This window comes from Geitlerinema sp. PCC 9228 (assembly GCF_001870905.1).
Classification (GTDB): domain Bacteria; phylum Cyanobacteriota; class Cyanobacteriia; order Cyanobacteriales; family PCC-9228; genus PCC-9228.
Genome location: NZ_LNDC01000104.1, coordinates 54,425 through 78,340 on the forward strand (window position 1 = coordinate 54,425; position 23,916 = coordinate 78,340).

Genomic DNA, 23,916 nt, shown 5'->3' on the forward strand with positions numbered 1-23,916 from the left:
TTCGTGCCTCCTAATGCCTTCATGCGAGCGCGAATGGCGTGCCAAAGATGGCCAGCTAAGAAAACAGCCGCCAAAGCTATATGGGCTGTCGCCAGCCAAGTCCGTGCGGTGACAGCACCGGATGCTTCTTGCAAGCCGACGGGACCGTAAAAGACTTCTGGATAGGCAAAGTCGTTGACGGTAACGAAATAAGCCGCCAAAACACCCATATAAGCCAAAGCCCCCAAACTATAGGAAAGATAAGCTTCCCCAGACCATACGAACAAACGCTTGGTCCAACCAAAGGGTTTGCTGGCAATATGCCACAAGCCGCCAACAACGCAGAGAAAGCCGACCCAAGCGTGACCGCCGACCAGGTCTTCTAGGTTATCCACAGCAGCCATGCCTTGACTGCCCACCAGATAGCCGAAGATTTGAACTGGGTTGAAGGTGGGTTGGGTGACCACTCGTACTGCTTCTGCATTGGGGTCGTACAAACCGCCCCAAAACATGGCTTTGGTGACCAACAACCAAGCCCCCAATCCCAGCAAAATTAGATGAATGCCGAGAATGGTGGTCATTTTGTTGGTATCCTGCCAGCTGTAGCCGAAAAAGCCAGCAAAGGTATCGTCTCGCGACAGTACGCGCGGACCGAAGACGGCGTGGTAAATGCCACCAGCACCCAAGACGGCAGAACCAACCAGATGCAAAACGCCAATAACGAAGAAGGGATAGGTATCTGCAATTTCCCCGCCATCGGCAACTCCCAATCCTAAGGTGGCGAGATGGGGCAGCAGAATCAACCCTTGTTCGTACATGGGTTGTGCTGGGTTGTATTGGGCGAGTTCGAAGAGGGTAAAGGAACCTGCCCAAAAGGCGATTAAACCGCTGTGAGCGACGTGCGCGCCCAACAGTTTCCCCGATAAATCGGTGAAGCGAGCGTTCCCTGCCCACCAACCGTAGTTGGATGGTGATGGCAATGTGGTTGTGCTCATGACATTGGACCTCGTGAACGGTTGCTAATTGTTGAAAATTATATTCAACAACCTTGGGTACCTATTCAAACTTTATTGGCAAAAATTTGCAAGTGTTTGGGAGTAAAGTTTTGTAAAAATTCTCCCAGAAAGCCAGGTGTTTTGGTAGGGGCGCAACGCGCGATCGCCCCTACCAGGGCAATTGAGAAATTCCAGACAATCGTTGTTTTTCAGAACTGGTGTAATACCAAATCTTCGGTCCTCCCCCTCCTCCCCCTCCTCCCACTCCTCCTCCTCCTCCCACTCCTCCCACTCCTCCCACTCCTCCCACTCCTCCCACTCCTCCCACTCCTCCCACTCCTCCCCCTCCTCCACTGGCAAGTACCCATTAGCGAGGTTTTTCAGGATTCGGTAGCTGCGGGAAGATGCTTTTTGAGAATCATGCGCCGCTTCTCGTCAAAACTGAGAATGCCTTGGTCTTGGAATTTACCCATTAGGCGGGTAACGGTAACGCGGCTGGTACTGATGGCGTTGGCGAGTTCTTGGTGGGTGAGGCGAATGCCAATTCGGGTTCCTTGGGGGGTGGTTTCTCCCATTTCCTGTTGCAGCCATTGCAGAAGTTGTTGCAAACGTGTTTCAACACGACGCTGTCCCGCGATCGCTAACAATGCCTCCACTTGCTGCAGTCGCTGGTTGATTTGCGGCAGTAGCTGTTGCGCTAGGGTGGGCGAAGATTCGATTTCGGTCATGGAATACCAAGTTAAATAGACATCTGACTGAGCTTTGGCTTGATAGGTGGGCAAGGAAGTCAACCAAGACCCAAAACACAGATTCGGACCAACCCAACCAACTAAGCCTTCGTCTCCATTTGAATAAAATGTACTTACCTGCACGTATCCCTGGCAAACTTGCCATACACCAGGAAGTCTGGAGCAAATCTCTTGACCTTTGCGGTAAAACAGCAAGCGATTGTCTCCTAAGCGATCGCGAAGCGTTCCCCAACGAGAACTGCGGCTTTTGGTTGATAGTGAGGGTAACATGCTGGTGCTCATTTGTTGGCATCTCCTCAGCGATTCGGTGGTCCCGACTTGCAGGGCTGGACTTTTGTTGCAAATCATGTTTAACGATTGCATTCTAATTTTATTAAAAATAATTTGCAACTTTGCAACCAGTATTGGGGTCGTCTATCTCCGAGTTACCAGCGATCGCTTTTGCCTGTTTTTCCCGATATATGGAAAATTTGAATTTTATACATATTTTGTCTTTATCTATATTTTGGTTGTTTATTGAAAAATATATTCAATTGTTTTTGGGCGGCATCCCTCGCTACAATTTGATAACGATAATCATTATCACCATAATTCGGTTCGGAGTTGGTTGTCAAGGGTGGATAGCGATCGCTGTTCCCGGCTTTTGTAGAGAAGGGAAGCGATCGCCGTTGTGGATTTCGTATCGTGGTTGACAAAGCTAGCTTGGATCGTACAAAGTACAAAAAAGTAATGCTCTGTAGGCGTTGGCGAATACCTAAATAGCTAAAAAGTCTACATTCAAAATTAAAAAAGACCCCAGCAGGGCAATAAGTAGAATTACTTATATTCAGATCGAGGCCACCTTTGCCGTGACTGGTAGCTGCGATCGCGCGGAATCCTACAATCGTTTGCCCGTTATATAACCAACTGAACAACTTTACATACGAACAATTGATGAATCTTGCCAGCCAACGCCCTCAGAATATTTATCCATCCCGTTGTTGTTAATTTCCACCGATCCAAAATGCCTGATACCTCCATTCCTCTCTATCCCGAACCTGCCAAAGTTCCCGCCGATCCCTACGAATACCTAGAATATGAAAACTGGCTTGCCTTTCACCGGGTTTGGGGGAAAATGAGCGACGATACCATAAATGCGATCGCCCGTCACTTACAAGCTTTGCCCATCCCCGCCAACACCCCTATTTACCAAGAAAACCAAACCCCCCAAGGCATCTATTTCCTCAAATGGGGAACCGTAGAAATTTACCGCCAATCCCCCGTCGGCAAAAGCCACATCACCTATCGCAACGCCGGGGAAGTTTTTGGCTACTTGCCCCTGGTCAGCAACCAATGGCAACATAAATACCAAGCCAATGCGATCGCGCTTACCAGCAGCGAAGTTTGGTTTCTGCATCGGGATACCCTCCAAACCCTCACCCAAAAATATCCCGACCTGCAGCAAGCCATTACCAGCCTGTTGGTACAAGACCTAGAGCGATTTACCGAACGAATCGCCAGCGAACAAGCCCGAATTCAGGGATTGCAACCCTACCTGCAACCCCTGCCCAACCAAGAAGGCATCGTGGGTTCCAGCAAACCCAGCCAAAAACTCGCCAAATCCGTCGAAACCGCCAGTCAAGACCAAAAACCCATTGTTTTCCAAGCCCAGCGGGGTACCGGCAAAACCTTCATCGCCGGCTTAATCCACCAACAATCCTCCCTACAAAACCAACCCTTCGCCGAAATTGACTGCGCCACCCTGGTTCGCGAAGCAGGAGGTACCATCAACAGCGATCGCATTTTTGGCAGCGGCGAACACACCATTGGCATCCTAGAACTGGTCGAACGCGGCACCCTCGCCATCGACAACGTGCATTTGCTCAGCAAATCCGACCGCGAACGGCTGTTTGAATACCTAAAAACCGGCACCATCTACCGCAACCATGCCACCACCCCTCGACAAATCTCCGTTCGCCTAATTCTCATCGCCCCGCAGAAATTAAACCTCCCCGACATCGACCACCACACCATCAAACTTCCACCCCTCACACAACGCAAAGCCGATATTGGCGAATTTGCCCGCCACTTCGTTCGTAAGTTTTGTCAAGAAAGCGATCGCCCCTTCCTCGAACTCGACCAAGCCGACCTGCGGCGCTTAATTAGCTACAACTACCCCGGCAACATCGCCGAACTCGCCGCCATCCTCGAACGCGCCGTCGCCATGACCCCAAGCGGGCAAACCGTCATCCCCGAACAAGTCTTGTGGTCGGTAGAATCCCAGAAAAACAGCTTTCGCATCGATTTACTCAACTTTATCCCCGGCTTGCGCAAATTCCTCCTCAGCGACTGGTGGCCCCAGCGCACCTGGATTTTAATGATGCTTGTCTTTGTTCCCGTCACCCTCATGGGCTTCATCGGACCGCAAGGGCGCGACGAAAGTATCACCTTGCACTTATTCTGGGCGTGGTGGTGGCCTTTTTACCTGCTGTTGTTCCCCATTTTAGGGCGTTTGTGGTGTTCCGTATGTCCCTTTATGATAACCGCTGAATGGTTGCGCAACCTTTCCTTGTGGATATTCCCCCGTTCCCTCAAACCTTGGAACACCAAAGCCTTAAATCGTTGGGGCGCTTGGTGGCTTTGGGCAGGATTCGTCGCCATTTACATCTGGGAAAAACTCTGGGATTTGCCCCACAGCGCCTACCTCTCCGCCTGGTTGTTAATGATTATCACCGGCGGTGCCATTATCTTTAGCCTAATTTACGAACGTCGCCTGTGGTGCCGCTACCTGTGCCCCATCGGCGGCATGAACGGATTATTTGCCAAACTCTCCGTTGTGGAATTGCGATCGACCCAACAAGTGTGTGGCAGTCAGTGCAGTACCTTTGGCTGCTACAAAGGCAGCGATGCCACCCCAGTAAACTTTCCCGATCCTTTGCCCACCGAAGGGCAAGCCACCGGCGGCTGCCCCCTCTATTCCCATCCCGCCCAATTAAAAGACAATCGCGATTGCATGTTCTGCATGACCTGTTTGAAAGCCTGCCCCAATCGTTCCGTACAGCTCAATCTGCGCTTTCCCGCCGCCGACATCCTGGAAAATCACCAGCCATTTTGGGCAGAAGTGGCGTTGCTGGTGCTATTGCTGGGTGGCGTTTTCATGCACCAAGGCAATAAATTTCTCAGCTGGTTTGGTTGGGGCGATATTCCCTTGGATTCGGAACATTTGTTGGTTTCTTTGCCAGTGGTATCCCTGCTGTTAAGTATTCCCTTTGTGTTAACCTATGGAATCCACCAACTGACGCGCTTGTGGATGCGTTTGGTCTTTCCTAGCGGGCAACAGACATTTCCCGAATACCTCCAGGTTATCTATGCCTATCTGCCTCTCACCCTGGGTGCCAATTTGGCATACTATATCCCCACGGCGATTACCGAGTCGGGAACGCTTTTGCCCACATTAGCGCGTACGGCTGGTTTTAGCGGTGGTATGCTGCCGACGCTAACCTGGAGTTTGGATGTAGCTAATTTCTTGCAAGGTGTGGTGCTGTTGTGGTCTTTTGGGTTTAGCGTTTATCTGCTATCGGGGATTACCAAGCGGTTTGTGAAAGCCAATCTTCCCCATATTTTGTTGATGCTGGGGTTGACGGTGGTTTTCTTTCCGTTGATGGTGTTTTAAAAACGAAAAACTGCGATATAGACATTAGGGAAAAAACATGCAAATTTACAACGATATTACTGAAATTATCGGGCGTACGCCGTTGGTGCGGTTGAACAAATTGCCCCAACAGTACGATTGCGTGGCGGAAATTGTGTTGAAGCTGGAAAGTTTCAATCCGGCGAAGTCGGTGAAAGACCGCATTGCTATTAGTATGGTGGCGGAAGCGGAACGCAGTGGGTTGATCGAACCGGGCAAATCTACGATTGTTGAGTCTACTTCCGGCAATACGGGGATTGGTTTGGCAATGGTTTGTGCGGCGAAGGGATATCGCACGATTTTGACGATGCCGGAGAATATGAGTCGGGAACGTATGCAGCTGTTGCAAGCTTATGGGGCGGAAATTGACACGACGCCGGCGAAGTTGGATATGGCAGGTGCGATCGCGCGTGCTAACGAACTGTTGGCAACAATTCCCAATTCGTTTTCTCCCCAACAGTTTAGCAATCCCGCCAATCCCAAAATTCACTATACCACAACGGGGGTGGAACTTTGGCAGGATACCGATGGTGAGTTGGATGCTGTGGTGTTGGGAGTGGGTACTGGCGGTACGCTTACGGGGGCAGGACGTTATTTGAAACAGAAAAAAAACGATTTGCAGTTGATTGCGGTGGAACCAACGTTGAGTCCGGTTTTGAGTGGCGGTTGTTCCCAAGTCCACAATTTACAGGGGATTGGTGCTGGGTTCGTTCCCGATGTTTTGCGGGTGGATTTGATTGATGAAATTGTTACCGTTAGCGAGGAACAAGCTTATAAAATAGGGCGAGAACTGGCGAAAGAGGAAGGAATTCTGAGTGGCATTTCTACGGGGGCAGCCGTCTATGCGGCTTTGCAATTAGGACAGAAGGCTAAATGGAGGGGAAAACGGCTAGTAGTTATTCAACCCAGTGGCGGGGAACGGTATTTGAGTACCCCCTTGTTTGCGGAAACCAGCGAAAATACAGAAGTGCCGGTTTCTTAGATTGTTTGTATGGATGCCAAACGAAGAAAAAAGGTCAGCAAATATCTTTCCAAAATTCTGCGGCACGATCCCCATCGGATTGGTTTGGAATTGGATCCGGGGGGTTGGGTGAATTTGGAAACCCTGCTATCGACTTTTCGCGAATATGGGGTGGAGATGGCTGCCGAAGAGATTGTTGATGTGATTCAAAAGTCGGATAAACCTCGGTTTGCGTTAGAACCCATAGATAAAGAAGAAAGTGGCGATCCAGTAGCCAATCCTTCGCTGTTTCGCATTCGTGCGGCATACGGACATTCGTTTTCTGTGGATTTGGAACGTAAGCCGGAAGCACCGCCGTCGGTTCTCTATCACGGTACGGCAGCACAATTTGTTGGGTCGATTCAACAGGAAGGGTTACAATCGATGGGGCGGCAGTTCGTTCATCTTTACGAATATCCGGAAGGTGCTTGGGCTGTGGGCAGACGTAAGGGGCGATCGCGACTTTTTTCTGTTAATGCTGCGGCGATGTATGCTGATGGGTATGCTTTTTATCACGTAGGCGAGGGAATTTGGCTGACTCGTACGGTGCCGCCTGGATATTTGCAACTTCAATCCATATAAAAGCGATCGCGGTGACTGGTTTTCTGGGAGGAGTCTTTCCCATACAAGATAGAAAATATACCAGAAAATATAAAGTTTTCATTAAAATTTTTCCGTTCCATGGCAGAAGCGATCGCTTTTTGGCCAACAGAGAGATAAAATTGCGGAAGTGCCCTTTTGGGCGTACTGGCGAGCTTTCATGGTAGCTTTTGGGCGCAAATGGGATGTAGGTTTAACATGGTTTTGGTAGGGGCGGATAAAGAAGGAAAACAACGGCTATGGTGGTTGCTGAATTTTTTGCAGTTGAGTAGGATAGATTCAGTCTGAAAGTATTTTGGGATTTTCATGCTAGGCAAATCAATTCTATTGGGCAGTGCTGCTTCTATTTTGGTGCTAGGAAACCCAGTTTCTACTGTCGCCCAACAAAGTGCCCCCCAACAACAATCTCCCCAACAAACGCAACAAACCGTCTCGGTGGGAGATGAGGAACTGCGCAACTTTGTGAGTGCTTTCCAAACCATTCAATCCATTCGCAAACAATCTATCAATCAAATGCGGCAAGAAATTAAAGACCGAGGGCTGAGTTTGGATCGATACAGACAGTTCTTGCAACAGCGGCAAGGAAATGGCAATGGCGATAGCAACATGAATCTCAGCCAAGAGGAAAAACAGAAGTTCCAGCAAGCCACCAATCGCATCCGCCAAATCGAGCAGGAAACGCAAAGCAAAATCCAGCAAGCCGTTCGCGAGGAAGGCTTGGAACCTAACCGGTTTCAAGAAATTCAAAATGCTATCCGCCAAGATCGGCAATTGCGGCAAAGAGCGGTGCAAATGCTCAGAGAAACCCAGCAACAGCCCAATTCTAATTCCAACAATTCTAATTCCAATTAGGATTCCTCAGAGTACAATAATTGGCATCACTTTTGGCTGGCGATCGCTTCTTTTCCAGCCATTTCCCAGCCAAAAGATTTGTACTTTATTTATTGGCAAAATTGGGATGTTCGCGGATTCCTCTGGCTTGCGGTCAGGGGATTTTTATGGGTGCAAAAAATATGGGAAAAAAGCGCGATCGCTCCTTTCTCCATCCCACAACTACGATACCATTGGCAAATAGCAGCTGGCAGAACCAACCCTAATACCAAATTTCGTGACGCAAAAACCACAATTTGCTGTAGGGAGAACCCCCGTGATTGCCCACCAATCGGGGGAAACACAGGGGCACTGCCCTTAGGGTTTTGCGGTTTTTTGTACCGGATTGCGTATCGGATGGCTGCTAGATGTGAGACAATTGATTTTAGGCTAAAATCAGTGCCAGAATCACAGAAATACCAACAGCTACAACGAAACCGCCGAAACCCAGTTCCTCCGAATCTTTGTCATCTCCGTTGGAGTGATGGTTGTGGGGTTCGCCATCTTTGGCATTGAACGGAATCCGGATGTAGCGATCGGGTTGCTTGCCATCGGGGATGAAGATGTAGCCATCTTCTTCGTGGTGGCGGATTTTTTTAGACATCTGAGAAGTCACCTCCAGCAGGGGAAGTATTGGCAGTGGGTGCGAGCGTATCGCCTTTGTTCTCCTTATCCACTCGTTCGTACTAGAATTCAGCAAAAATCAGTGCAGGAGATACGACATTTGCAAGTTGGCAAGCACAGACTGGAGAACTGATGGAAGTACAAACATCTCGATTCCAACCGAGTGACGCTATCTGCAAGTTCTGCTGCTGCACTTTATGCGTTTGCAATTGACGACAAAACTTGTACTTGTAGGAAACTCCATAAATTTGATGAAGTTGTGTAGATGCGTTAACGGCGGTTTTCCCCCCGTTTCCCCTTACTTCTCACCAGACAGTAGTTATGCACTCTTTTTGATGGCTTTTCAAAACAACAGACCCATTTGGATCGAAAAAATGTTCCCATATCGATCGATAATTTGCGATCGCGAGCCAATCGCTGCAAGAAATAACTGCCTGGAATAGCCAACACCAGCGGAAACTTAAATTCTTTTATCAGCCGCAAAAGGCATCATGCGGACAAGAAAAACCTTTCCTACCTTCTGGTTATGCAAAACATTCATGGCGTTAATTTCGTTTTTTGGTGGAATACTTGCGAAACAACTGCGATCGATCTAATCTTAGCAAGACTATACTTTAATACTACATAGATAATACAAAACTGTCAACCAATCCCAACCAAGAATAACGAAACCTACATAGACAGAGAACTTTCTCCCACGCCAGGGCCAAGCTACGGCAAAATAGAATTAGCTAAGCATTAGAAAATGGTCCTACATGCGTGGAATTGGGCGTAAAATCAAATCCATGGGGCAGTGGTTGTTCTCTCCCCGTCGCCGCTGGATGAAGCTCTTGCTGGCTGCACTTTTGTTGCTGTTGTTGGGGCGATCGCTTCCCTACTTGGCACCGATACACGCCAGCGATTTGGTTCCCCAGCAGCAAGCCATTTCCTTTCGCGCGAGCCACGGATTGCCCTTGGGAACCTTGCTAACCAGAAACCAAGAACACACCGCCGTCGTTCCCCTAGAACAAATTTCACCGTATTTCCAACAAGCCATCCTCGCCGCCGAAGACCAACGCTTTTACCAACACAGCGGCGTGGATACGCTTGCCATTGGAAGAGCCTTGCTAGAAGCCTATCATACCGGCAAAATCGTCAGCGGTGCTTCCACCATCACCATGCAACTGGCACGGATGGTAGAACCCGCACCCCGCACCCTTCCCACCAAAATCCAAGAAGCCTGGCGTTCCTGGCGCATCGAAGCCGGCAGCAGCAAAGACGAAATTTTTCATGCCTACCTCAACCGTCTTCCCATGGGAGGCAATCTCTATGGCGTAGAAGCCGCCGCACGGACCTATTTTGGCGTACCAGCCGCCGATTTAAGCCTAGCACAAGCCACCATGCTAGCCGCCATTCCCAACGCACCCAATCGCTTCAATCCCTACTACGGTTTGTGGGAACTGCAACAACGACAGGAATACATTCTCAACCGCATGGCAGCAGAGGGATATATTTCCCGCGATCGCGCGCAAAAAGCCATGCAAACATCGCCGCAACTGCTATCTCCCGAAAAAGGCATTGTCGCCGCACCGCATTTTCTATTTTGGCTCTCGCAACGCCTACCCGATAGCGCCTCTCAAGTGCGCACCACCCTGGATTTGCCCTTACAAAAATTTGTCCAAAACCAAGTAGAGCAAGTAGTCAAACGATTAGCCTCCCGCAACGTTCGCCATGGCGCCGCATTGGTTATCGACAACCATACCGGGGAAATACGTGCTTATGTGGGTTCTCCCGGATATTTCGCCGATCGCCGGGGAAGCAACGACGGCGTGCAAGCCTTGCGCCAACCCGGTTCCACGTTAAAACCGTTTTTGTACGAACTGGCACTGCACAACGGCACCATTCGACCCAATACCATTTTGGCAGATGTGCCCACCCACTACCCGATTCCCGGTGCCAAAGTGTACAGTCCCGTGGATTATAGCAAGAAATTCCACGGACCGGTGCGGGTGCGCGCGGCACTGGCAAATTCCCTCAACGTACCGGCGGTGCGGGTTTTGGAAGATATGGGTGTGGAAAGTTTTTTGCAACGCTTGCGGCAGTTGGGATTCGAGCATTTAGACCAATCTGCCGAACATTACGGTTTGGGTTTGGCTTTGGGAAGCGGGGAGGTTTCCTTGTGGGAGTTGGCAAGAGCCTATACCAGAATGGCAACCCAAGGCAAGATTCAATCGTTGGTTGTCAAACCTGGCAAAACCCAAGCGGCGGCTAGTTCGGTTGCGGAGAAAGAACGCCGCTACTGGCGCTTGATTGCCGATATGTTAAGCGATCGCCATGCCCGGGCTACAGCTTTTGGGGTAGAATCCGTATTGAATCTACCATTTCCCGCAGCAGTGAAAACTGGTACTTCCTCGGATTATCGCGATACGTGGACGGTTGGTTTTACCAGTGATTATACGGTAGCCACTTGGGTGGGAAATTTCAACGGCGATCGCATGGATGGGGTTTCCGGGGTTCAAGGAGCGGCACCTTTGTGGCAGCGGATTATGCTCCATTTGCATGAAAACCAAGAGCCAGAGCCTTTCCCCAAACCCCAGAAAATGCAGGAATATCCCATCTGTGCCGTTACAGGATTGAAACCCACCTCTGAGTGTCAGAACGTGGTGTTGGAATATTTAGCACCGCAAGACATGGATGAATATCGCCAAGCGCCAAACAATCTGCAGCTACCGCCGGAATACAACAATTGGCTGGCGCAGCAAAAGCAAACTCGCTTTGCCGATGCTTTGCAGATTGTCTTTCCCCAGGAAAACGATTATTTTTTGGTGGATGCGGAAAATCCTTCCCGTTTGAAATTTGAACTGGCTGGGGTGCCAGATGGGGAAGTGAACTGGTGGTTGCTGGGTGAAGGTGAAAAAACCCTGCTGTCTACCACCGAATCTCAGGATTCTTTGTTTTGGTCGATGCGACCGGGAAATTGGGTTTTGCAGGTAAAATCAAAAGAAGAAGAGAAAAGCAGCCAGGTGCGCTTTCAAGTGCAAACAGCGGCGTCTCAACCGCAAAAACGGGGTTTTTCCGTAGCTGGCGAAGCCAACTAGGCACCTGGGTTTAGTTCAAGCGATCGCGAACCTGCAAACGACCCCGGTTAATGGAGTAGAATAGACGGTTGACGGCTTTGTATTCCTCTTCGTTGAGTTCGCCGTTAAGCAAGGCTGCCATTAAGCCATAGCGATCGCTTAGGGTTAAGATACCAGTGGCACTGGCAGAGGCGAAAATTTCAGAAATGGCATCGGGTAGGGGATGAATCGTAGGAGACATAAGTAATAACACTGAATTTGTACGTTTCTATTATCGGTGTTGGCTGTTGTATTCTCTGTGACAGTACGGAGGTTTGTATGCGATCGCGATCGCATGTCCCTACGACGAGGGTCGCCGCCACAGAAACCGGATAATTCGATGTAAATTCGATGTAATACCAAATCCGTCCTGGCAAGACCCAATCGTAAAACTGGGTTAGAACCCCCTGTGGTCCCCCTTGTAAAGGGAGACGGTTCGGGGTACGTTTGTGGTTGAGAGAATCGAATTTGGTATAATTTTGCAGAAATCGTTGGTTATACGGATGCTCCCTGAATCTGTTCTCTACTGTAAAGGCGAATTTCATCAAGGTTCTTAAACTTTTGACAAACCTCTGCGAGATAATTTGTAAATTTTCTGTAAAAACAAAAGATGGCAGCAGCCAAAACCGCCACCATCGGTGCATTTTCCCGATTTTCCCCCTCTATACTTAGACCGCCAAAAAATCATCAGCGCTCATAGCACTGGGGTCAACGTCGGGCAAAAACGCTAAAATTTGTTCGTTATTGGGAATATAGGTAATGAAAGTGCCTGGGGTTTCTTCCACCGAACCGACAATAAAATTTAGATTCTCGAAGGTGGTTTCCGCCGGCAAGGCAAACACATCTTCCCCATCCTGATAAACCACGGTATCGTAGGTGAGCGTATCCCTTCGCAGAACGTAAACATCCGCTCCCTCACCGCCAATCAACGTATCGTTCCCCAAATCGCCGTACAGCCAATCGCCAGCGCCATCGGCAAGCGGCGTATCCGCATCTCCAAAAATGATATCGTCGTTTTGACCGCCGTAGAGACTATCGCTTCCGGCACCGCCGAAGATAAAATCGTTCCCCATGTTGCCATTGGCAATATCGTTGCCGCGATGGTCTCCCAGGGTATCGTCTCCCAACCCTCCCAAAAGAATATCGTTGCCATCTTCCGGTGTCGTCACACCACCAATCAATACCGATTGTTTCATGGCATCGGGTACGTTGGCATCGGTGCTGGTATTGCCACCAAAAACCATATCGCTGCCAGCATTACCGTTGAGGGTATCATCTCCAGGACCGCCATTGAGTCCATCATCTCCTCCAAACCCTGCGATCGCGTCGTTGCCAGCCATCCCAAAGATTTGTTCGCCAACTTCGGTTCCCAAAATCACATCGTTGCCACTAGTTGTAGCTGGTGATGGGTTGCTTGGTGGGTTGGGTTCTGTATCGGAAGCGTTCACCAATACCGATATGCCATCGACATTTTGTCCGACTGTTGCTAAATCCATTTTTCCATCCTTATTCCAATCTCCGACAGTTGCCGAAACGCAACCGTTGCTGGTGGCAAAGTCAGTAGCCGTGGCTAGCTCACCGTTGCCTTCTCCTAAAAAAAGAGAGATCGCATCATCGCTAGCTTGTACGTAGGTAGTGGTATCCCTGGGAATGTCATCGCTGTTGCCGTTGGTACCAACCAGGTCGATCGCGCCATTGCCATCGATATCTGCCGCCACCACATCTTGCAAGCCAACGCCTATGTGAGCGTCTGCTACGGCATCGGTTCCTCGTACGAAATTTCCCGTTCCGTTTCCCAGTAAGATGGAGATACTGCCGGGAATAGCCGCTGCATTGGCGATCGCGAGATCCGTGTTGCCATCGCCGTTCAAATCTTCCGCAAGGAGAGATTTGGGTGTGTTGGTGCCTAAAGAAACTTCTGTCTCCGTACCAAAGCGATCGCTACCGTTTCCCAACCAAACAGCAACAGTATCCGTACCATTCCCTGACACATCGTTGGCGGTGGCTACATCGACACGACCATCACCATTGACATCAGTGAGGAGAACATCTTGTACGTCACCGTTGATGGATAGACCATCGGCAAAGCGAAACTCGCCAGTACCATCTCCTGTCAGGAGCAAGACATCCTTGTATAAATCTTCCGGACCTGCGATCGCTAAATCCAAAAGACCATCGCTGTTGATATCTCCCGTCGCTATCGATTGGGGAGTGAAGAAGTGACCGAAAGAGAAGCGATCGTCTTTGGCACACGCAATATCGTCAACTGCCAACGTAGACATATAGCGAAAATTCCCCGTACCATCGGAGAGCAAAATCGATACGTTTCCCGACAAGTTGGCAACGGCAATATCGGGATAGCCATTGCTGTTGAAATCACCCGCGACCAGGGATTGGGGATTGCTACCACCAACGGTGATATCGGCGATCGCTTGAAAGTCTCCCGTTCCATCTCCGAGTAAGATAGAAACGCTATCCGAGCGCGTATTAGCAGTGGCTAAATCAAGATTCCCATCTCCGTTGAAATCCTCCGTAGCGATCGCTTGTGGGGAAACACCGGCGATCGGGCGATCGAGGCGCACAAAATCAACAGCCATATTTTCTTCTCCTACTTGAATTTATGAAAATGCCATTCAATTCTGGAATATCGAGTCATTTTGACGGCATAAGAAATGGGAACGGTAGCTGACTTTCGTTGCTACAGCGCCACCGTTGTGCCACCAAAAAGCAAGACAATAGGAAAATACTCTTATGAGTAGGGCTTGGTTGCCGAAACCAAACGTACTGGTATCCCCAAATTTGCGATCGCTTGCCTCTAGATGGATAAAAATTCTCGCTGGCTTTTCCAGGACCAGCGGTGGTTGTTTCGGCGATCTAGAGGTGGTTTCGCTCGCAAAAACCTAATTATGTTTCTTTGATCTAAATTCATTTTACCCCTTGAGTGGGGTTTTCTACCGCCATGTTGGGTTTTGATAAAAAAGTTCAAGTTTGACGTAGCGTAAAGAACTTTCGGAAATAGACAATCTTAAATTGGAAAATATTTGCAAAGATACTGAAAACCTGTAGGGTGGCTGTTCGCGAAGCTATAGATTGTAGCGATATCTGTTTCGCGAACGCCACTAGTCAACAATTTGCAAGCGACCGCGCCAGGCAGAATACAGCAAGCGATTGACGGCATCCCGTTCTTCTGGTTTCAAGCTACCATCGAGGATGGCTGCCATGAGACCGTAGCGATCGCCGATGGTAAGTTTGCGGGTTTTGCTAGCGGAAGCAAAGATTTCAGCAATGGCACCGGGAAGTGGTTTTAAAGAAGGAAACATAATCAACTCCTTGAACTCTCTATTTTCACTATCGCTTATAGGCAGAAATTTCCCAGCGATCGTATAGAGAGTCTAATGTGACATTTCTAGTTGCCACTGGTGACTGTAAACCCGGTTACATTGCGATCGCGATCGCAACATTTATTTTCAAACCGGTATGTTTTATCGCTAAAAACGCGGAAAGACCCGGGATAGGTCCAACACGCGATCGGCAAATTCTGGTAGGAAACGGTTTCGTTAGCGAGATACACTTGCTGGCGGCAATAGGCAAATTCCCCAGATGGTTTTTGGTAGGGGTGGGGGAGATTTCATTTGGCGATCGCAATCCAGGGAAGCGTCGGCAATTTCGATAAGCAACAGCAAATCGGCTGGTTGGGGGTGATTGTTGAGATAGTCATCTTCGCGGTATCTGGCGATCGCGATATCTGGTTCTGGTTGCCTGTATGGCGGAATTTTGATGGGATATTGGCAGCGATCGCTCCCTCTGATACGAAATCCGATGTACATAAACCCACAAAAATGTAGGGGTAGTGCCCTTTTATTCCACAAAAAAGGAGCAACCACGGGGGGTTGCCCCTACAGAAAAATTGTGGTTTCCCCATGTCGGATTTGGTATGACAGCAGTGAAAATAATACCGCTAGCAAACGGCTGCAGCCAACAGCTTCTCCGCGAATGAGTTCCACGCGATCGCTGGGGTCAAAAAATCCCTACTCTAACGATGAAATTGGTCGATGGTGAAGCGTTTGAGCGTTTGGTGGTGGCTGCAGGCATGGCAACAGAGTCAAATTGGTTGTGGTAAGATTAGATAAGATAGCCTTGAGTAGTGTGCTGTTTTTCGTTCGCTGCTATTTTAGCTGCTATTTTTATTAAGCGATCGGCATCCTGGGTGAGTTCGCATGAAGTGGAACGGGCAGACAAAAGCGCAATTTCGCCATATTTTGTGCCATGTTTATCGTACTCCAGTCGATCTGGAAATGTTCGTTGTGGAGAGGGATTTTTGCCGGAGTCTGGCAGAAATTACCGCAGAGATGACTTTACGGGGAAAAGTTTATCAGTTAATCCAGTCAGCAGATGCCCAAGGATGGTTGGACGATTTGTTTGCCGCTTTTTGCGAGGAAAATGCTGGCAATCCCCATGTGGAGCAATTGAAAGCTGAGTTGGAAAGCCTTTCTGCTGGCAACGGCGGCAGGGAGAAGTCTAGAAGCGATCGCCAAGATTTCGATGGTTCCCAGGAAAGAAATCAAAGCCAGCAAGCGCAAACAGCCGAACAGCCTCTGCCTAAAGAACTGCCCCAAAAAGACTATCTACGCTTAAAGCATTTATTGGCTTCGGGGAGATGGCGAGAGGCAAACGAACAAACGAGAGTAATTCTTTTGCGGGCTGTCAATGCCGAGGAAAATTATCTTAATGACGAACAAATCCAAAATTTTCCCTGTCAAGTCTTAAAAATTATCGATCGCCTGTGGTTACAATATAGCAAGGGACGGTTTGGGTTTAGCATCCAAAAGCAAATTTTCGATGAGTGTAAAAAAGATATACCAACATTTGGCGATCGCGTGCAGTGGCGCATTCAAGACGATTGGATATCTGGCGATCGAGTTATTTATTCTCCCAACCATGCACCGAAAGGTCATTTACCCTGGGGAATCGTACAAGTAATTACGATGGACAATGTTTTTCTCGATGCCTTTATGGATGGTTTTAAAGTAGCCACCAAAACATTGGTACGCCAAGATTGGCAATTGCAGATGCTGGCAGATTTTATGGATTTTGGTAGCACTTTTCTCAGTCAGAAAGATTTTGACAAAGAAGATTTCAAACGAGGAATGAAACACGAACTGGCTCAAGAGGAGGCTTGGTGGGAAGGCAATAGGCTGGAAGAGTTGAAAGTTCAAAAGCTTTTTTCCCTGCTGTATGCTTGCCCCAATCTATAATTAGTATCATTTTATTCAAAATCTGGAAGAAATAAATAATCGGGGTATTTCACAAATGATACAAGACAATTCGTGTACAAATTGGATAGTTGTCGAAAAATAATTCAAAAATAATTTAATTCGGAATGCGCAAAAACTTTTACTTGATATGAGTTTTGTCAAAAACAGTTGTCAACCCACCCAAATTCTCCGATCGGCAGTCACAATTTCTTGCTATTTTTTGTTTTATTTTGGGATTTGTACAACTAAAATCCAAAGGAACAAATTTGAAACAAACCACGTGAATAGGGGAAAACAGGGTCGCAATTTTACTAAGGTAACAGCTCAACTGCGATCGCTACAAACCTGAAATGCGATCGCTGCAAGCCTGAAATGCGATCGCTACAAGCAAATTTTCCTACTTTCTCCCGTGAAAAAACGATCGCAACTTCTCGGTAAGCTTTTCCACCAATCCCTGTTGCTGGTCTTGACCGCTGTCAGCTTCCACACGCTGGACCACCTCTGGCGGCAAATCCAACAATTGCTTTAATTTTTGATAGGCTTGGGCTTCTTCCGGATTGATATTCGGTTCTGAAGGACTCCGAGAACTAGAAGCAATGACCTCATATCCCAGGTGCAACACCAACTCCCGTTCTTCTTGGCTTTGCAGGTGCGGCGTGAGTTCTTCCAGCGGAATGTTTTGCATCACGTAATCCCGCAGTTCCGATTTGAGGGAATCTCGCTGTTGTTCGTCTTGGGCAAACAATTCGCTAAATCGGTCCAACATGACATCGACTTCGGTGGTGGATAGTTCCCCATCCGACCATGCCATAGAAGTGACGATGCGCAGCATGTTCATTTGGTGGGGATTGATAGAGGGAGGTGGTGGCGGTTGTACGGCCATGAGAGTTCTCCTAAATGCGATCGCTGTTTGGAATTTTAGGTCAGTTATGGGGCTGTCGTGCGCATTTGTTAAAAATCGTTATCAAAAACGAACCGCCGGTAAAACCGCCAATGGGTTTATTTCACGTAGGGGCAACCCCCCGTGGTTGCCCTCTTGCTTGCGGGGAATAGGGGCAGGCACGGGGAATAGGGAATAGGGGCAGGCACGGGGAATAGGGAATAGGGGCAGGCACGGGGAATAGGGAATGGGGCAGGCACGGGGAATAGGGAATAGGGGCAGGCACGGGGAATAGGGCAGGCACGGGGCAGGCACGGGGGCACTGCCCCTACGGGATTGTTACGAATTCAAAGAATCAATGGGAATTCCCAACCAACGGGAAAAATTCTCCTCTTGTTCGCGATCGCTTTTGGCAACTGGTTCGATTTGATAGTTGCTGGGTTGCGGTTCCCCTAATGTTACCGTACAAGTGCGCAACTCATCCTCGTGAAACACCGTTAGCTGCACTTGGTCTCCTGGCTGATATGCTTGCAGGCGTTCCGGGAGTTGCTGGCTGTTTACCCGAAAACCTTCCAACGCCACCAGTTCGTCGTTGGCGTCGATGCCGGCTTGTTGTGCGGGTGACCCCAACTCTACAAATTTGATGGTTTCTTTACCATTTTCTGTTGCTGCTGTCAACCCCAAACGCGGCGGTTTGTCGGTGGTGTCTTCCGGTTTTACCCGCAAACCAAAGGCATGGAGATAGTCATCCAGGGGCAGTTCTTCAGTTCCGTGGATGTAGCGTTGGAAAAACTCATCCATGTCGGTTCCGGCAGCTTGCGCGATCGCATCTTGCAATTGGGCCGCCGTATAGCCCGTTTCTGACTTGCCAAAATCTTCCCAAAGCGATCGCATCACCGTATCCAGCGATCGCTGGTTGTTACTATTTTGCCGAATCAGCAAATCCAGCAGCAAGCAAACCAACTCCCCTTTCAAATAATACGAAATCTGGGAATTATCGCTGTTGGCATCCCGGCGGTATAGCTTAATCCAAGCATCAAAACTAGACTCGCTCACCGGTTGCACCTGACGACCCGGCGTATTCAAAAACCGCGTCACATCCTTGCTCAGCTTATCCAAAAATGCCTGAGTGCTGTAAATCCCAGCCCGCAAAGGAATCAGCAAATCGTAATAGCTGGTTGCCCCTTCGCAGAACCACAACGACGGCGTGTAGTTCTCCTGTTCGTAATCAAACGTTTCCAACTCCTTAGGTCGAATCCGCTTCACATTCCACAGATGGAAGAACTCGTGGGCAACCAACTGCATGAAGCGTTCGTATTTTTCGCGAACTTGAAAACCCAACCGGGGATAGTTCAACGAACAGCTATTTTTGTGTTCCAAACCGCCAAAACCGGAACCCGATTGATGCAGCAAGAATATATAGCGATCGTAAGGCAAACCGCCGTAAATTTGCGCCTCAGTTTGGATAATTTTCTTGGTATCTTCAATAATTTGATGGGGGTCTGCATTGCCCTGCCCCCAAATCGCCAGTTCGTGGCTTTTGCCCAATACCTCAAATTCGTAGCTGGCGTGGTTGCCAACTTCAAACGGACTATCCACCAGCGTATCGAAATCCGGGGCTTGATAGGTATGTTCGGCTTTGCCAGCGGTTTCTAGCGGCGTAGTTACCCGCCAGTGGGGATAGGGAGGAACCACACGAATTTGCAAAGGTTGGTACTGCCACTGGGGAACGTACAAACACAGCGCCGCTGGATTAAAATAACCGTGGGTCAGGTCCAAATGATTGGTCCGTACCGTAAGTTCGTTGGCATAGACCCGATAGCGAATGCGAATGTCATCAACCCCTTCAGTTTGGATTTGCCAGTGGTTTTTGCTGGCTTTGTTCCAAGAGAGTGGCGTTTCTTGGTCTTGGGGGTCTTCTGGCGTGGCAGCTGCGGCGGTGAAATCTTGTAAATGGCGGGCGTATTCCCGTACCAAATAGGAACCAGGCGTCCATACTGGCATTTTTACATCCAATACATCGGACGACCAGCCCCGGATGTGTAGCGTTACCTCAAACAAATGGGTTTCGGGATGGGGCATGGCAACTTGGTATTGGATGGGGGTTGCCACTTGGAAGGTTTCGCTGGATTTGGTTTTTATCGCTTGAGTCATGAACTTTTGTAAACTGGCCTCGGCAACAGCAAAAATCGGCCGGATGGCAGCCGATTTCCTTTCTGATATTTCTACTGTTACACAAGACGCTCTATACGTGTTCTGCCAGATGGTTGAGTTGTTTTAAATTCACCAAATACATGACCTCGCTTTCCACATCGATTTTCAGCCAACCCTTGTTGTGCAGCTTTTCGATAATTTGGCTGGTTTGTTCCACGCTAATGTCGGAAACATCTGCCAAATCCTGGTGGGGAATATTAAAAATTTCTGCCCCTTCTTCGTTGACCTCGCCGTAGTTCTCTGCCAGCCAAACCAACGTATTCGCTAGCTTCACCGCTGGCGGGGTATGGCGCAATAAAAAACGCCAGTTGGTTTGACGCAGCCGTCTGACCATTAGCTGCAACATGCGGTGGTGTAGCTGGGCATCTTTGAACAGGGTTTGGATGAACCGCTGGGCTGATACGCTAATTAAATCGACATTCGACAGGGCAATGACATCCGTGGAACGCGGGGATTCGTCGAGGATTGCCATTTCGCCAAAAAAATCTCCACGACCTAAAATCGCCAGTGTCACCACCCGGTCTCCGTAAAAACGGCGTACTTTGACCCAGCCAGAGGCAATAAAGTAAACGGCATTCCCCCAAGCGTCTTCCATCAAGACGGCACGATTGGCGGGATATTCGTGCTCTACGCTGACAGAAAGCAACCATTCCAAGGTTTCGGGGCTAGCGCTGTTGAAAAGGGGGAAAAGCTCGGTAAAAGCTTCTGTTTGCATGAAAAATCGCGAATTCTAGCAATCCGGGTGAGGAAATCCTATATGCCAAATGGGAGGGAAAATGGGAGTTTTGCCCTCCTATTCAATTTCCCCTATACGATTGGGGGGCCAAAAGCGGATAACGGCACGACCGATAATTTTATCCCGGGGGACAAATCCCCAGTAGTGACTATCATAGCTGTTATTGCGGTTATCTCCTAGAACAAAATAGGAGTTTTCGGGAACGGTGGTTTTAGGATAGTGGTACAAGGGGTCGCTGGCAACGTATTCCTCGTCGAGGGGTTTGCCGTTGACGTAAACTCGTCCGTCTTCAATTCTAATAGTATCCCCAGGAAGTCCAATTATGCGTTTGATGAAGGCGTCGTGATAGTTTTTATCTTCCAGTTTTTCGGTAGGTTTGAAGACCACAATGTCTCCCCGTTGGGGTTTTTGGAAGTTATAGGTGATTTTGTCAACGATTAGGCGGTCGTTGATTTGTAGGGTGGGTTGCATGGAACCGGAAGGGATGTATCGCGCTTCGGCAACAAAGGTGCGAATGCCGAAAGCCAGCAAGACGCTGAGGGTGAGGGTTTTGACGGTTTCCACCCAAGGATTTTCTTCGTGACCCTGGGTGTCGTTGGTTGTAGGTTTGGGGTTGTTGGGATTGGGCGAGTTGTGTTGGGACTCTTCTTTTGGTGGTACGCGACTCATAGACCAAAGGGGTTGTGGAAAGAGAGGACAAGCGTCAAGGAACTGTATCCAACCGGTATATACTACCAATTGATACAACCATCTGGCATTCCCATTGTATAGCGATCGCGAACCGATTAACTAGATACCATGAATTGGCTTTTGAAAGCGATCGCCTGCTGCCAAAATGGATGTATCCCTATTATTTTAGATACTTGCCCTTAAAAAACAGGAATTTTAGGAAGGATCCATGAGCTATTCTTCTTCTTCGGCTGGTTTGGTAATCCGCAAAGCCCACATTCTCCTTTCCGATGACAGTTGGTTGCTGGGAGATGTACAGATTCGCGACGGTCAAATTGTGCGAATTGCTTCCGAAATTGAGGAAACTGACGATGGCGAATTGAATGCGGAAGGCTTAACGCTGCTGCCTGGGGTTATCGACCCACAGGTTCATTTTCGCGAACCGGGGTTGGAACATAAAGAAGATTTACACAGCGCCAGCCACGCTTGCGCCAAAGGGGGGGTCACGTCATTTCTGGAAATGCCCAATACCAAACCGATTACCAGTACGCAAGCGGCTTTGGATGACAAACTCCAACGCGCTGCCCAAAAGTCCTTGGTCAATTATGGCTTTTTTATCGGCGCGACGGGGGAAAATACGGCGGATTTGCTTTCTGTCAATCCCACACCGGGCATTAAAATTTTCATGGGGTCTATGAAAGGTGACCTGTTGGTGGATACGGAAGCGGCTTTGGAACCAATTTTTGCCGAAGGGGAACGGTTGATTGCGGTTCATGCGGAAAATCAGGAACGCATCCGCCAGCGCAAGCAGTTGTTTGCTGGCTTTCACGACCCCAGTTTTCATTCTTTGATTCAAGACAACCAAACGGCGTTGGAAGCGACGCAGTTGGCGTTGAAACTATCGAAAAAATACCAAAGGCGGCTGCATATTTTGCATTTATCTACCGCCGACGAAGCACAACTGTTGCGCCAGGAAAAACCGGCTTGGGTGACGACTGAAGTAACGCCGCAGCATTTGCTGTTGAATACGTCTGCCTACGAAAAATTGGGAACCCTAGCCCAGATGAACCCACCCCTGAAATCGCCGGCGGACAATCAAGTTTTGTGGCAAGCTTTATTGGATGGGGTGATTGATTTTATTGCTACCGACCACGCCCCCCATACGCTACAAGAGAAAGCCAAACGCTATCCCGATACGCCAGCGGGGATGCCAGGTGTGGAAACGTCGCTGCCGTTGCTGCTAACTCAGGCGATGCAAGGTCGCTGTACGGTGGCGCAGGTGGCAAATTGGATGTCGAAGGCGGTGGCGAAGGGATACGGTATTCCCAATAAAGGTGCGATCGCGGTTGGTTACGATGCGGATTTGGTTTTGGTGGATTTACAATCGTACTATCCGGTACGCCGGGAAGGTTTGATGACCCGCTGCGGTTGGAGTCCTTTTGAAGGCTGGAACCTGACGGGATGGCCGGTGACGACTATTGTTGGTGGTGAGGTGGTTTACGATCGCGGTACATTTCGCGATCGCCCTTGCGGTCAGGCTTTGAGCTTTACTGGGTCCACTCTGTCTGATGCCGAGTCCTCCCAAGATGGTTAAAATAGAAAGTACGTTAACGAAACTTCACAATACAGCGCGATAATTTTAAGGAACATGACAGTAACCAAAACACCTGCAGCCGTGGGCTGGGAAAAATATTCCTGGATGTGGCAGGGATACCACATTCGCTATACCGTCGTGGGAACGGGGCAGCCTTTGCTGCTGCTACACGGATTTGGCGCTTCCATCGGTCACTGGCGTAAGAACATCCCGGTGCTTGCCGCACAGGGATATCAAGTTTACGCGATCGATTTGCTGGGATTTGGCGATTCGGACAAGCCAGCCCTGGATTATAGCTTGCATTTGTGGCAAGAACTGCTTTGCGATTTTATCAGCGATCGCATTCAACAACCCACGGTCTTCGTCGGTAATTCCATCGGTGCGCTGCTTTCTTTGATGATGGCAGCGGACTATCCCGAACATACGGCAGGTGTGGTCTTAATCAATGCTGCTGGCGGTTTGAATCATCGCCCGCAAGAATTGAATTTGCCGTTGCGCGTGGTCATGGGAACTTTTAGCAAAGTTACGCAAGCGCCCGTTATCGGTCCGATGGTCTTCCATCAAATTCGCCAGCGGCATCGCATCCGCCGTACTTTGTATCAAGTTTATGCCAACCCAGAGGCAGTCACGGAAGAGTTAGTGGACCTATTGTACCAACCTTCCTGCCACGAAGGCGCGCAAAAGGTCTTTGCATCCATTCTCAACGCGCCTGCCGGTCCCCATCCATCGGAGTTGCTGCCTCAAGTGGACTGTCCTATGCTTGTGTTATGGGGAGAAGACGACCCGTGGACCCCCATCAGCGGTTCTGCGATTTATCAGAAACTTGCCCAAGAAAAGGATGCGGTGGATTTCTTTTCTATCCCACAAGCCGGTCACTGTCCCCACGACGAACAACCAGATACGGTGAACGGATATATTGTAGACTGGCTAGCGGCGCATTTCGCGTAGTTGGTTATAACGACCGTAGGGGCAGCGCCCCCGTGCCT

General features: G+C 49.1%; 21 protein-coding genes and 1 pseudogene. 9 read left to right on the plus strand and 13 right to left on the minus strand.

Going from position 1 to position 23,916, the window contains the following annotated elements; translation table 11 throughout:
- Window positions 1–14 precede the first annotated feature (14 nt).
- The 3 genes and pseudogenes from AS151_RS11080 to AS151_RS11090 all read right to left on the minus strand — a co-directional run.
- Window positions 15–974: pseudogene (locus AS151_RS11080) on the minus strand (chlorophyll a/b binding light-harvesting protein); the annotation flags it as partial.
- 72 nt (window positions 975–1,046) lie between these two features.
- Window positions 1,047–1,334 carry a hypothetical protein gene (locus tag AS151_RS22535; RefSeq protein ID WP_071517117.1) on the minus strand — a complete coding sequence of 96 codons (288 nt, stop codon included), beginning with the start codon at window positions 1,332–1,334 and terminating at the stop codon, window positions 1,047–1,049.
- A 20-nt stretch (window positions 1,335–1,354) separates the two neighbouring features.
- Window positions 1,355–2,005: a Crp/Fnr family transcriptional regulator gene (locus AS151_RS11090; protein ID WP_244532975.1), complete on the minus strand. Its 651-nt coding sequence runs from the start codon at window positions 2,003–2,005 to the stop codon at window positions 1,355–1,357.
- 721 nt (window positions 2,006–2,726) lie between these two features.
- On the opposite strand from AS151_RS11090, the gene AS151_RS11100 reads away from it, so the two are divergent.
- The 5 genes from AS151_RS11100 to AS151_RS21540 all read left to right on the plus strand — a co-directional run bounded on the left by AS151_RS11100 (window position 2,727) and on the right by AS151_RS21540 (window position 8,090).
- Window positions 2,727–5,375 (plus strand): sigma 54-interacting transcriptional regulator, encoded by a 2,649-nt coding sequence (locus tag AS151_RS11100; RefSeq protein ID WP_084639524.1) that lies wholly within the window; start codon window positions 2,727–2,729, stop codon window positions 5,373–5,375.
- Window positions 5,376–5,412: 37 nt separating this feature from the next.
- Window positions 5,413–6,375, plus strand: coding sequence for a cysteine synthase A (cysK, locus tag AS151_RS11105; RefSeq protein WP_071517120.1), 963 nt, complete (start codon window positions 5,413–5,415; stop codon window positions 6,373–6,375).
- A gap of 9 nt (window positions 6,376–6,384) precedes the next feature.
- Window positions 6,385–6,975 (plus strand): RNA 2'-phosphotransferase, encoded by a 591-nt coding sequence (locus AS151_RS11110; RefSeq protein WP_071517121.1) that lies wholly within the window; start codon window positions 6,385–6,387, stop codon window positions 6,973–6,975.
- Window positions 6,976–7,299: 324 nt separating this feature from the next.
- Entirely contained in the window at window positions 7,300–7,845 is a 546-nt protein-coding gene (locus AS151_RS11115) for a DUF4168 domain-containing protein (protein ID WP_071517122.1), read from the plus strand.
- 20 nt (window positions 7,846–7,865) lie between these two features.
- A complete protein-coding gene (locus AS151_RS21540; protein WP_139240620.1) occupies window positions 7,866–8,090 on the plus strand; it encodes a hypothetical protein in 225 nt (74 codons plus the stop codon).
- A 158-nt stretch (window positions 8,091–8,248) separates the two neighbouring features.
- Here the strand turns inward: AS151_RS21540 and AS151_RS11120 are convergent, their stop codons facing one another.
- Entirely contained in the window at window positions 8,249–8,467 is a 219-nt protein-coding gene (locus tag AS151_RS11120) for a hypothetical protein (protein ID WP_071517123.1), read from the minus strand.
- A 775-nt stretch (window positions 8,468–9,242) separates the two neighbouring features.
- Between AS151_RS11120 and pbpC the strand changes: the two genes are divergently transcribed.
- Window positions 9,243–11,564 (plus strand): penicillin-binding protein 1C, encoded by a 2,322-nt coding sequence (gene pbpC / locus AS151_RS11125; RefSeq protein ID WP_071517124.1) that lies wholly within the window; start codon window positions 9,243–9,245, stop codon window positions 11,562–11,564.
- Window positions 11,565–11,574: 10 nt separating this feature from the next.
- Here the strand turns inward: pbpC and AS151_RS11130 are convergent, their stop codons facing one another.
- The 5 genes from AS151_RS11130 to AS151_RS11145 all read right to left on the minus strand — a co-directional run bounded on the left by AS151_RS11130 (window position 11,575) and on the right by AS151_RS11145 (window position 15,409).
- A complete protein-coding gene (locus tag AS151_RS11130; RefSeq protein WP_071517125.1) occupies window positions 11,575–11,784 on the minus strand; it encodes a hypothetical protein in 210 nt (69 codons plus the stop codon).
- Window positions 11,785–12,250: 466 nt separating this feature from the next.
- Window positions 12,251–14,179, minus strand: a complete 1,929-nt coding sequence (locus tag AS151_RS11135) for an FG-GAP-like repeat-containing protein (RefSeq protein ID WP_071517126.1) — start codon at window positions 14,177–14,179, stop codon at window positions 12,251–12,253.
- A 522-nt stretch (window positions 14,180–14,701) separates the two neighbouring features.
- Window positions 14,702–14,902 carry a hypothetical protein gene (locus tag AS151_RS11140; RefSeq protein WP_071517127.1) on the minus strand — a complete coding sequence of 67 codons (201 nt, stop codon included), beginning with the start codon at window positions 14,900–14,902 and terminating at the stop codon, window positions 14,702–14,704.
- An 86-nt stretch (window positions 14,903–14,988) separates the two neighbouring features.
- Window positions 14,989–15,153, minus strand: coding sequence for a hypothetical protein (locus AS151_RS22100; RefSeq protein WP_170861373.1), 165 nt, complete (start codon window positions 15,151–15,153; stop codon window positions 14,989–14,991).
- Window positions 15,140–15,409: a hypothetical protein gene (locus AS151_RS11145; protein WP_071517128.1), complete on the minus strand. Its 270-nt coding sequence runs from the start codon at window positions 15,407–15,409 to the stop codon at window positions 15,140–15,142. Before AS151_RS11145 ends, AS151_RS22100 begins: the two co-directional genes overlap by 14 nt.
- A gap of 390 nt (window positions 15,410–15,799) precedes the next feature.
- Between AS151_RS11145 and AS151_RS11150 the strand changes: the two genes are divergently transcribed.
- Complete coding sequence (locus AS151_RS11150; RefSeq protein ID WP_084639525.1) at window positions 15,800–16,837, plus strand: GUN4 domain-containing protein; 1,038 nt, start codon at window positions 15,800–15,802, stop codon at window positions 16,835–16,837.
- Between the two features lie 397 nt (window positions 16,838–17,234).
- Here AS151_RS11150 and AS151_RS11160 read toward each other — a convergent pair whose 3' ends face one another.
- The 4 genes from AS151_RS11160 to lepB form a co-directional block, all read right to left on the minus strand.
- A complete protein-coding gene (locus AS151_RS11160) occupies window positions 17,235–17,720 on the minus strand; it encodes a TerB family tellurite resistance protein (RefSeq protein WP_071517131.1) in 486 nt (161 codons plus the stop codon).
- A gap of 336 nt (window positions 17,721–18,056) precedes the next feature.
- The gene (locus tag AS151_RS11165) at window positions 18,057–19,871 is read right to left on the minus strand and encodes a M61 family metallopeptidase (RefSeq protein WP_071517132.1); all 1,815 of its coding nucleotides are present in this window, start codon (window positions 19,869–19,871) and stop codon (window positions 18,057–18,059) included.
- 91 nt (window positions 19,872–19,962) lie between these two features.
- Window positions 19,963–20,646 (minus strand): Crp/Fnr family transcriptional regulator, encoded by a 684-nt coding sequence (locus AS151_RS11170; RefSeq protein ID WP_071517133.1) that lies wholly within the window; start codon window positions 20,644–20,646, stop codon window positions 19,963–19,965.
- A 78-nt stretch (window positions 20,647–20,724) separates the two neighbouring features.
- Window positions 20,725–21,336, minus strand: a complete 612-nt coding sequence (gene lepB / locus AS151_RS11175) for a signal peptidase I (protein WP_071517134.1) — start codon at window positions 21,334–21,336, stop codon at window positions 20,725–20,727.
- A 229-nt stretch (window positions 21,337–21,565) separates the two neighbouring features.
- On the opposite strand from lepB, the gene AS151_RS11180 reads away from it, so the two are divergent.
- Window positions 21,566–22,930 carry a dihydroorotase gene (locus AS151_RS11180; protein WP_071517135.1) on the plus strand — a complete coding sequence of 455 codons (1,365 nt, stop codon included), beginning with the start codon at window positions 21,566–21,568 and terminating at the stop codon, window positions 22,928–22,930.
- 54 nt (window positions 22,931–22,984) lie between these two features.
- On the plus strand, window positions 22,985–23,878 hold the full coding sequence (locus AS151_RS11185) for an alpha/beta fold hydrolase (RefSeq protein ID WP_071517136.1): 894 nt from the start codon (window positions 22,985–22,987) through the stop codon (window positions 23,876–23,878).
- The last annotated feature ends 38 nt before the right edge of the window (window positions 23,879–23,916 follow it).

What these genes read in the sequence shown, in the direction of transcription:
- AS151_RS11130 (WP_071517125.1), bottom strand. Translation starts at nt 11,784, where the DNA reads ATGTCTCCTACGATTCATCCCCTACCCGATGCCATTTCTGAAATTTTC.
- AS151_RS11160 (WP_071517131.1), bottom strand. Translation starts at nt 17,720, where the DNA reads ATGGCCGTACAACCGCCACCACCTCCCTCTATCAATCCCCACCAAATG.
- AS151_RS11150 (WP_084639525.1), top strand. Translation starts at nt 15,800, where the DNA reads ATGAAGTGGAACGGGCAGACAAAAGCGCAATTTCGCCATATTTTGTGC.
- AS151_RS11170 (WP_071517133.1), bottom strand. Translation starts at nt 20,646, where the DNA reads ATGCAAACAGAAGCTTTTACCGAGCTTTTCCCCCTTTTCAACAGCGCT.
- cysK (WP_071517120.1), top strand. Translation starts at nt 5,413, where the DNA reads ATGCAAATTTACAACGATATTACTGAAATTATCGGGCGTACGCCGTTG.
- lepB (WP_071517134.1), bottom strand. Translation starts at nt 21,336, where the DNA reads ATGAGTCGCGTACCACCAAAAGAAGAGTCCCAACACAACTCGCCCAAT.
- AS151_RS11100 (WP_084639524.1), top strand. Translation starts at nt 2,727, where the DNA reads ATGCCTGATACCTCCATTCCTCTCTATCCCGAACCTGCCAAAGTTCCC.
- AS151_RS11165 (WP_071517132.1), bottom strand. Translation starts at nt 19,871, where the DNA reads ATGACTCAAGCGATAAAAACCAAATCCAGCGAAACCTTCCAAGTGGCA.
- AS151_RS11090 (WP_244532975.1), bottom strand. Translation starts at nt 2,005, where the DNA reads ATGAGCACCAGCATGTTACCCTCACTATCAACCAAAAGCCGCAGTTCT.
- pbpC (WP_071517124.1), top strand. Translation starts at nt 9,243, where the DNA reads ATGCGTGGAATTGGGCGTAAAATCAAATCCATGGGGCAGTGGTTGTTC.
- AS151_RS11145 (WP_071517128.1), bottom strand. Translation starts at nt 15,409, where the DNA reads ATGTACATCGGATTTCGTATCAGAGGGAGCGATCGCTGCCAATATCCC.
- AS151_RS11185 (WP_071517136.1), top strand. Translation starts at nt 22,985, where the DNA reads ATGACAGTAACCAAAACACCTGCAGCCGTGGGCTGGGAAAAATATTCC.
- AS151_RS11120 (WP_071517123.1), bottom strand. Translation starts at nt 8,467, where the DNA reads ATGTCTAAAAAAATCCGCCACCACGAAGAAGATGGCTACATCTTCATC.
- AS151_RS11135 (WP_071517126.1), bottom strand. Translation starts at nt 14,179, where the DNA reads ATGGCTGTTGATTTTGTGCGCCTCGATCGCCCGATCGCCGGTGTTTCC.
- AS151_RS11115 (WP_071517122.1), top strand. Translation starts at nt 7,300, where the DNA reads ATGCTAGGCAAATCAATTCTATTGGGCAGTGCTGCTTCTATTTTGGTG.
- AS151_RS11180 (WP_071517135.1), top strand. Translation starts at nt 21,566, where the DNA reads ATGAGCTATTCTTCTTCTTCGGCTGGTTTGGTAATCCGCAAAGCCCAC.
- AS151_RS11140 (WP_071517127.1), bottom strand. Translation starts at nt 14,902, where the DNA reads ATGTTTCCTTCTTTAAAACCACTTCCCGGTGCCATTGCTGAAATCTTT.
- AS151_RS11110 (WP_071517121.1), top strand. Translation starts at nt 6,385, where the DNA reads ATGGATGCCAAACGAAGAAAAAAGGTCAGCAAATATCTTTCCAAAATT.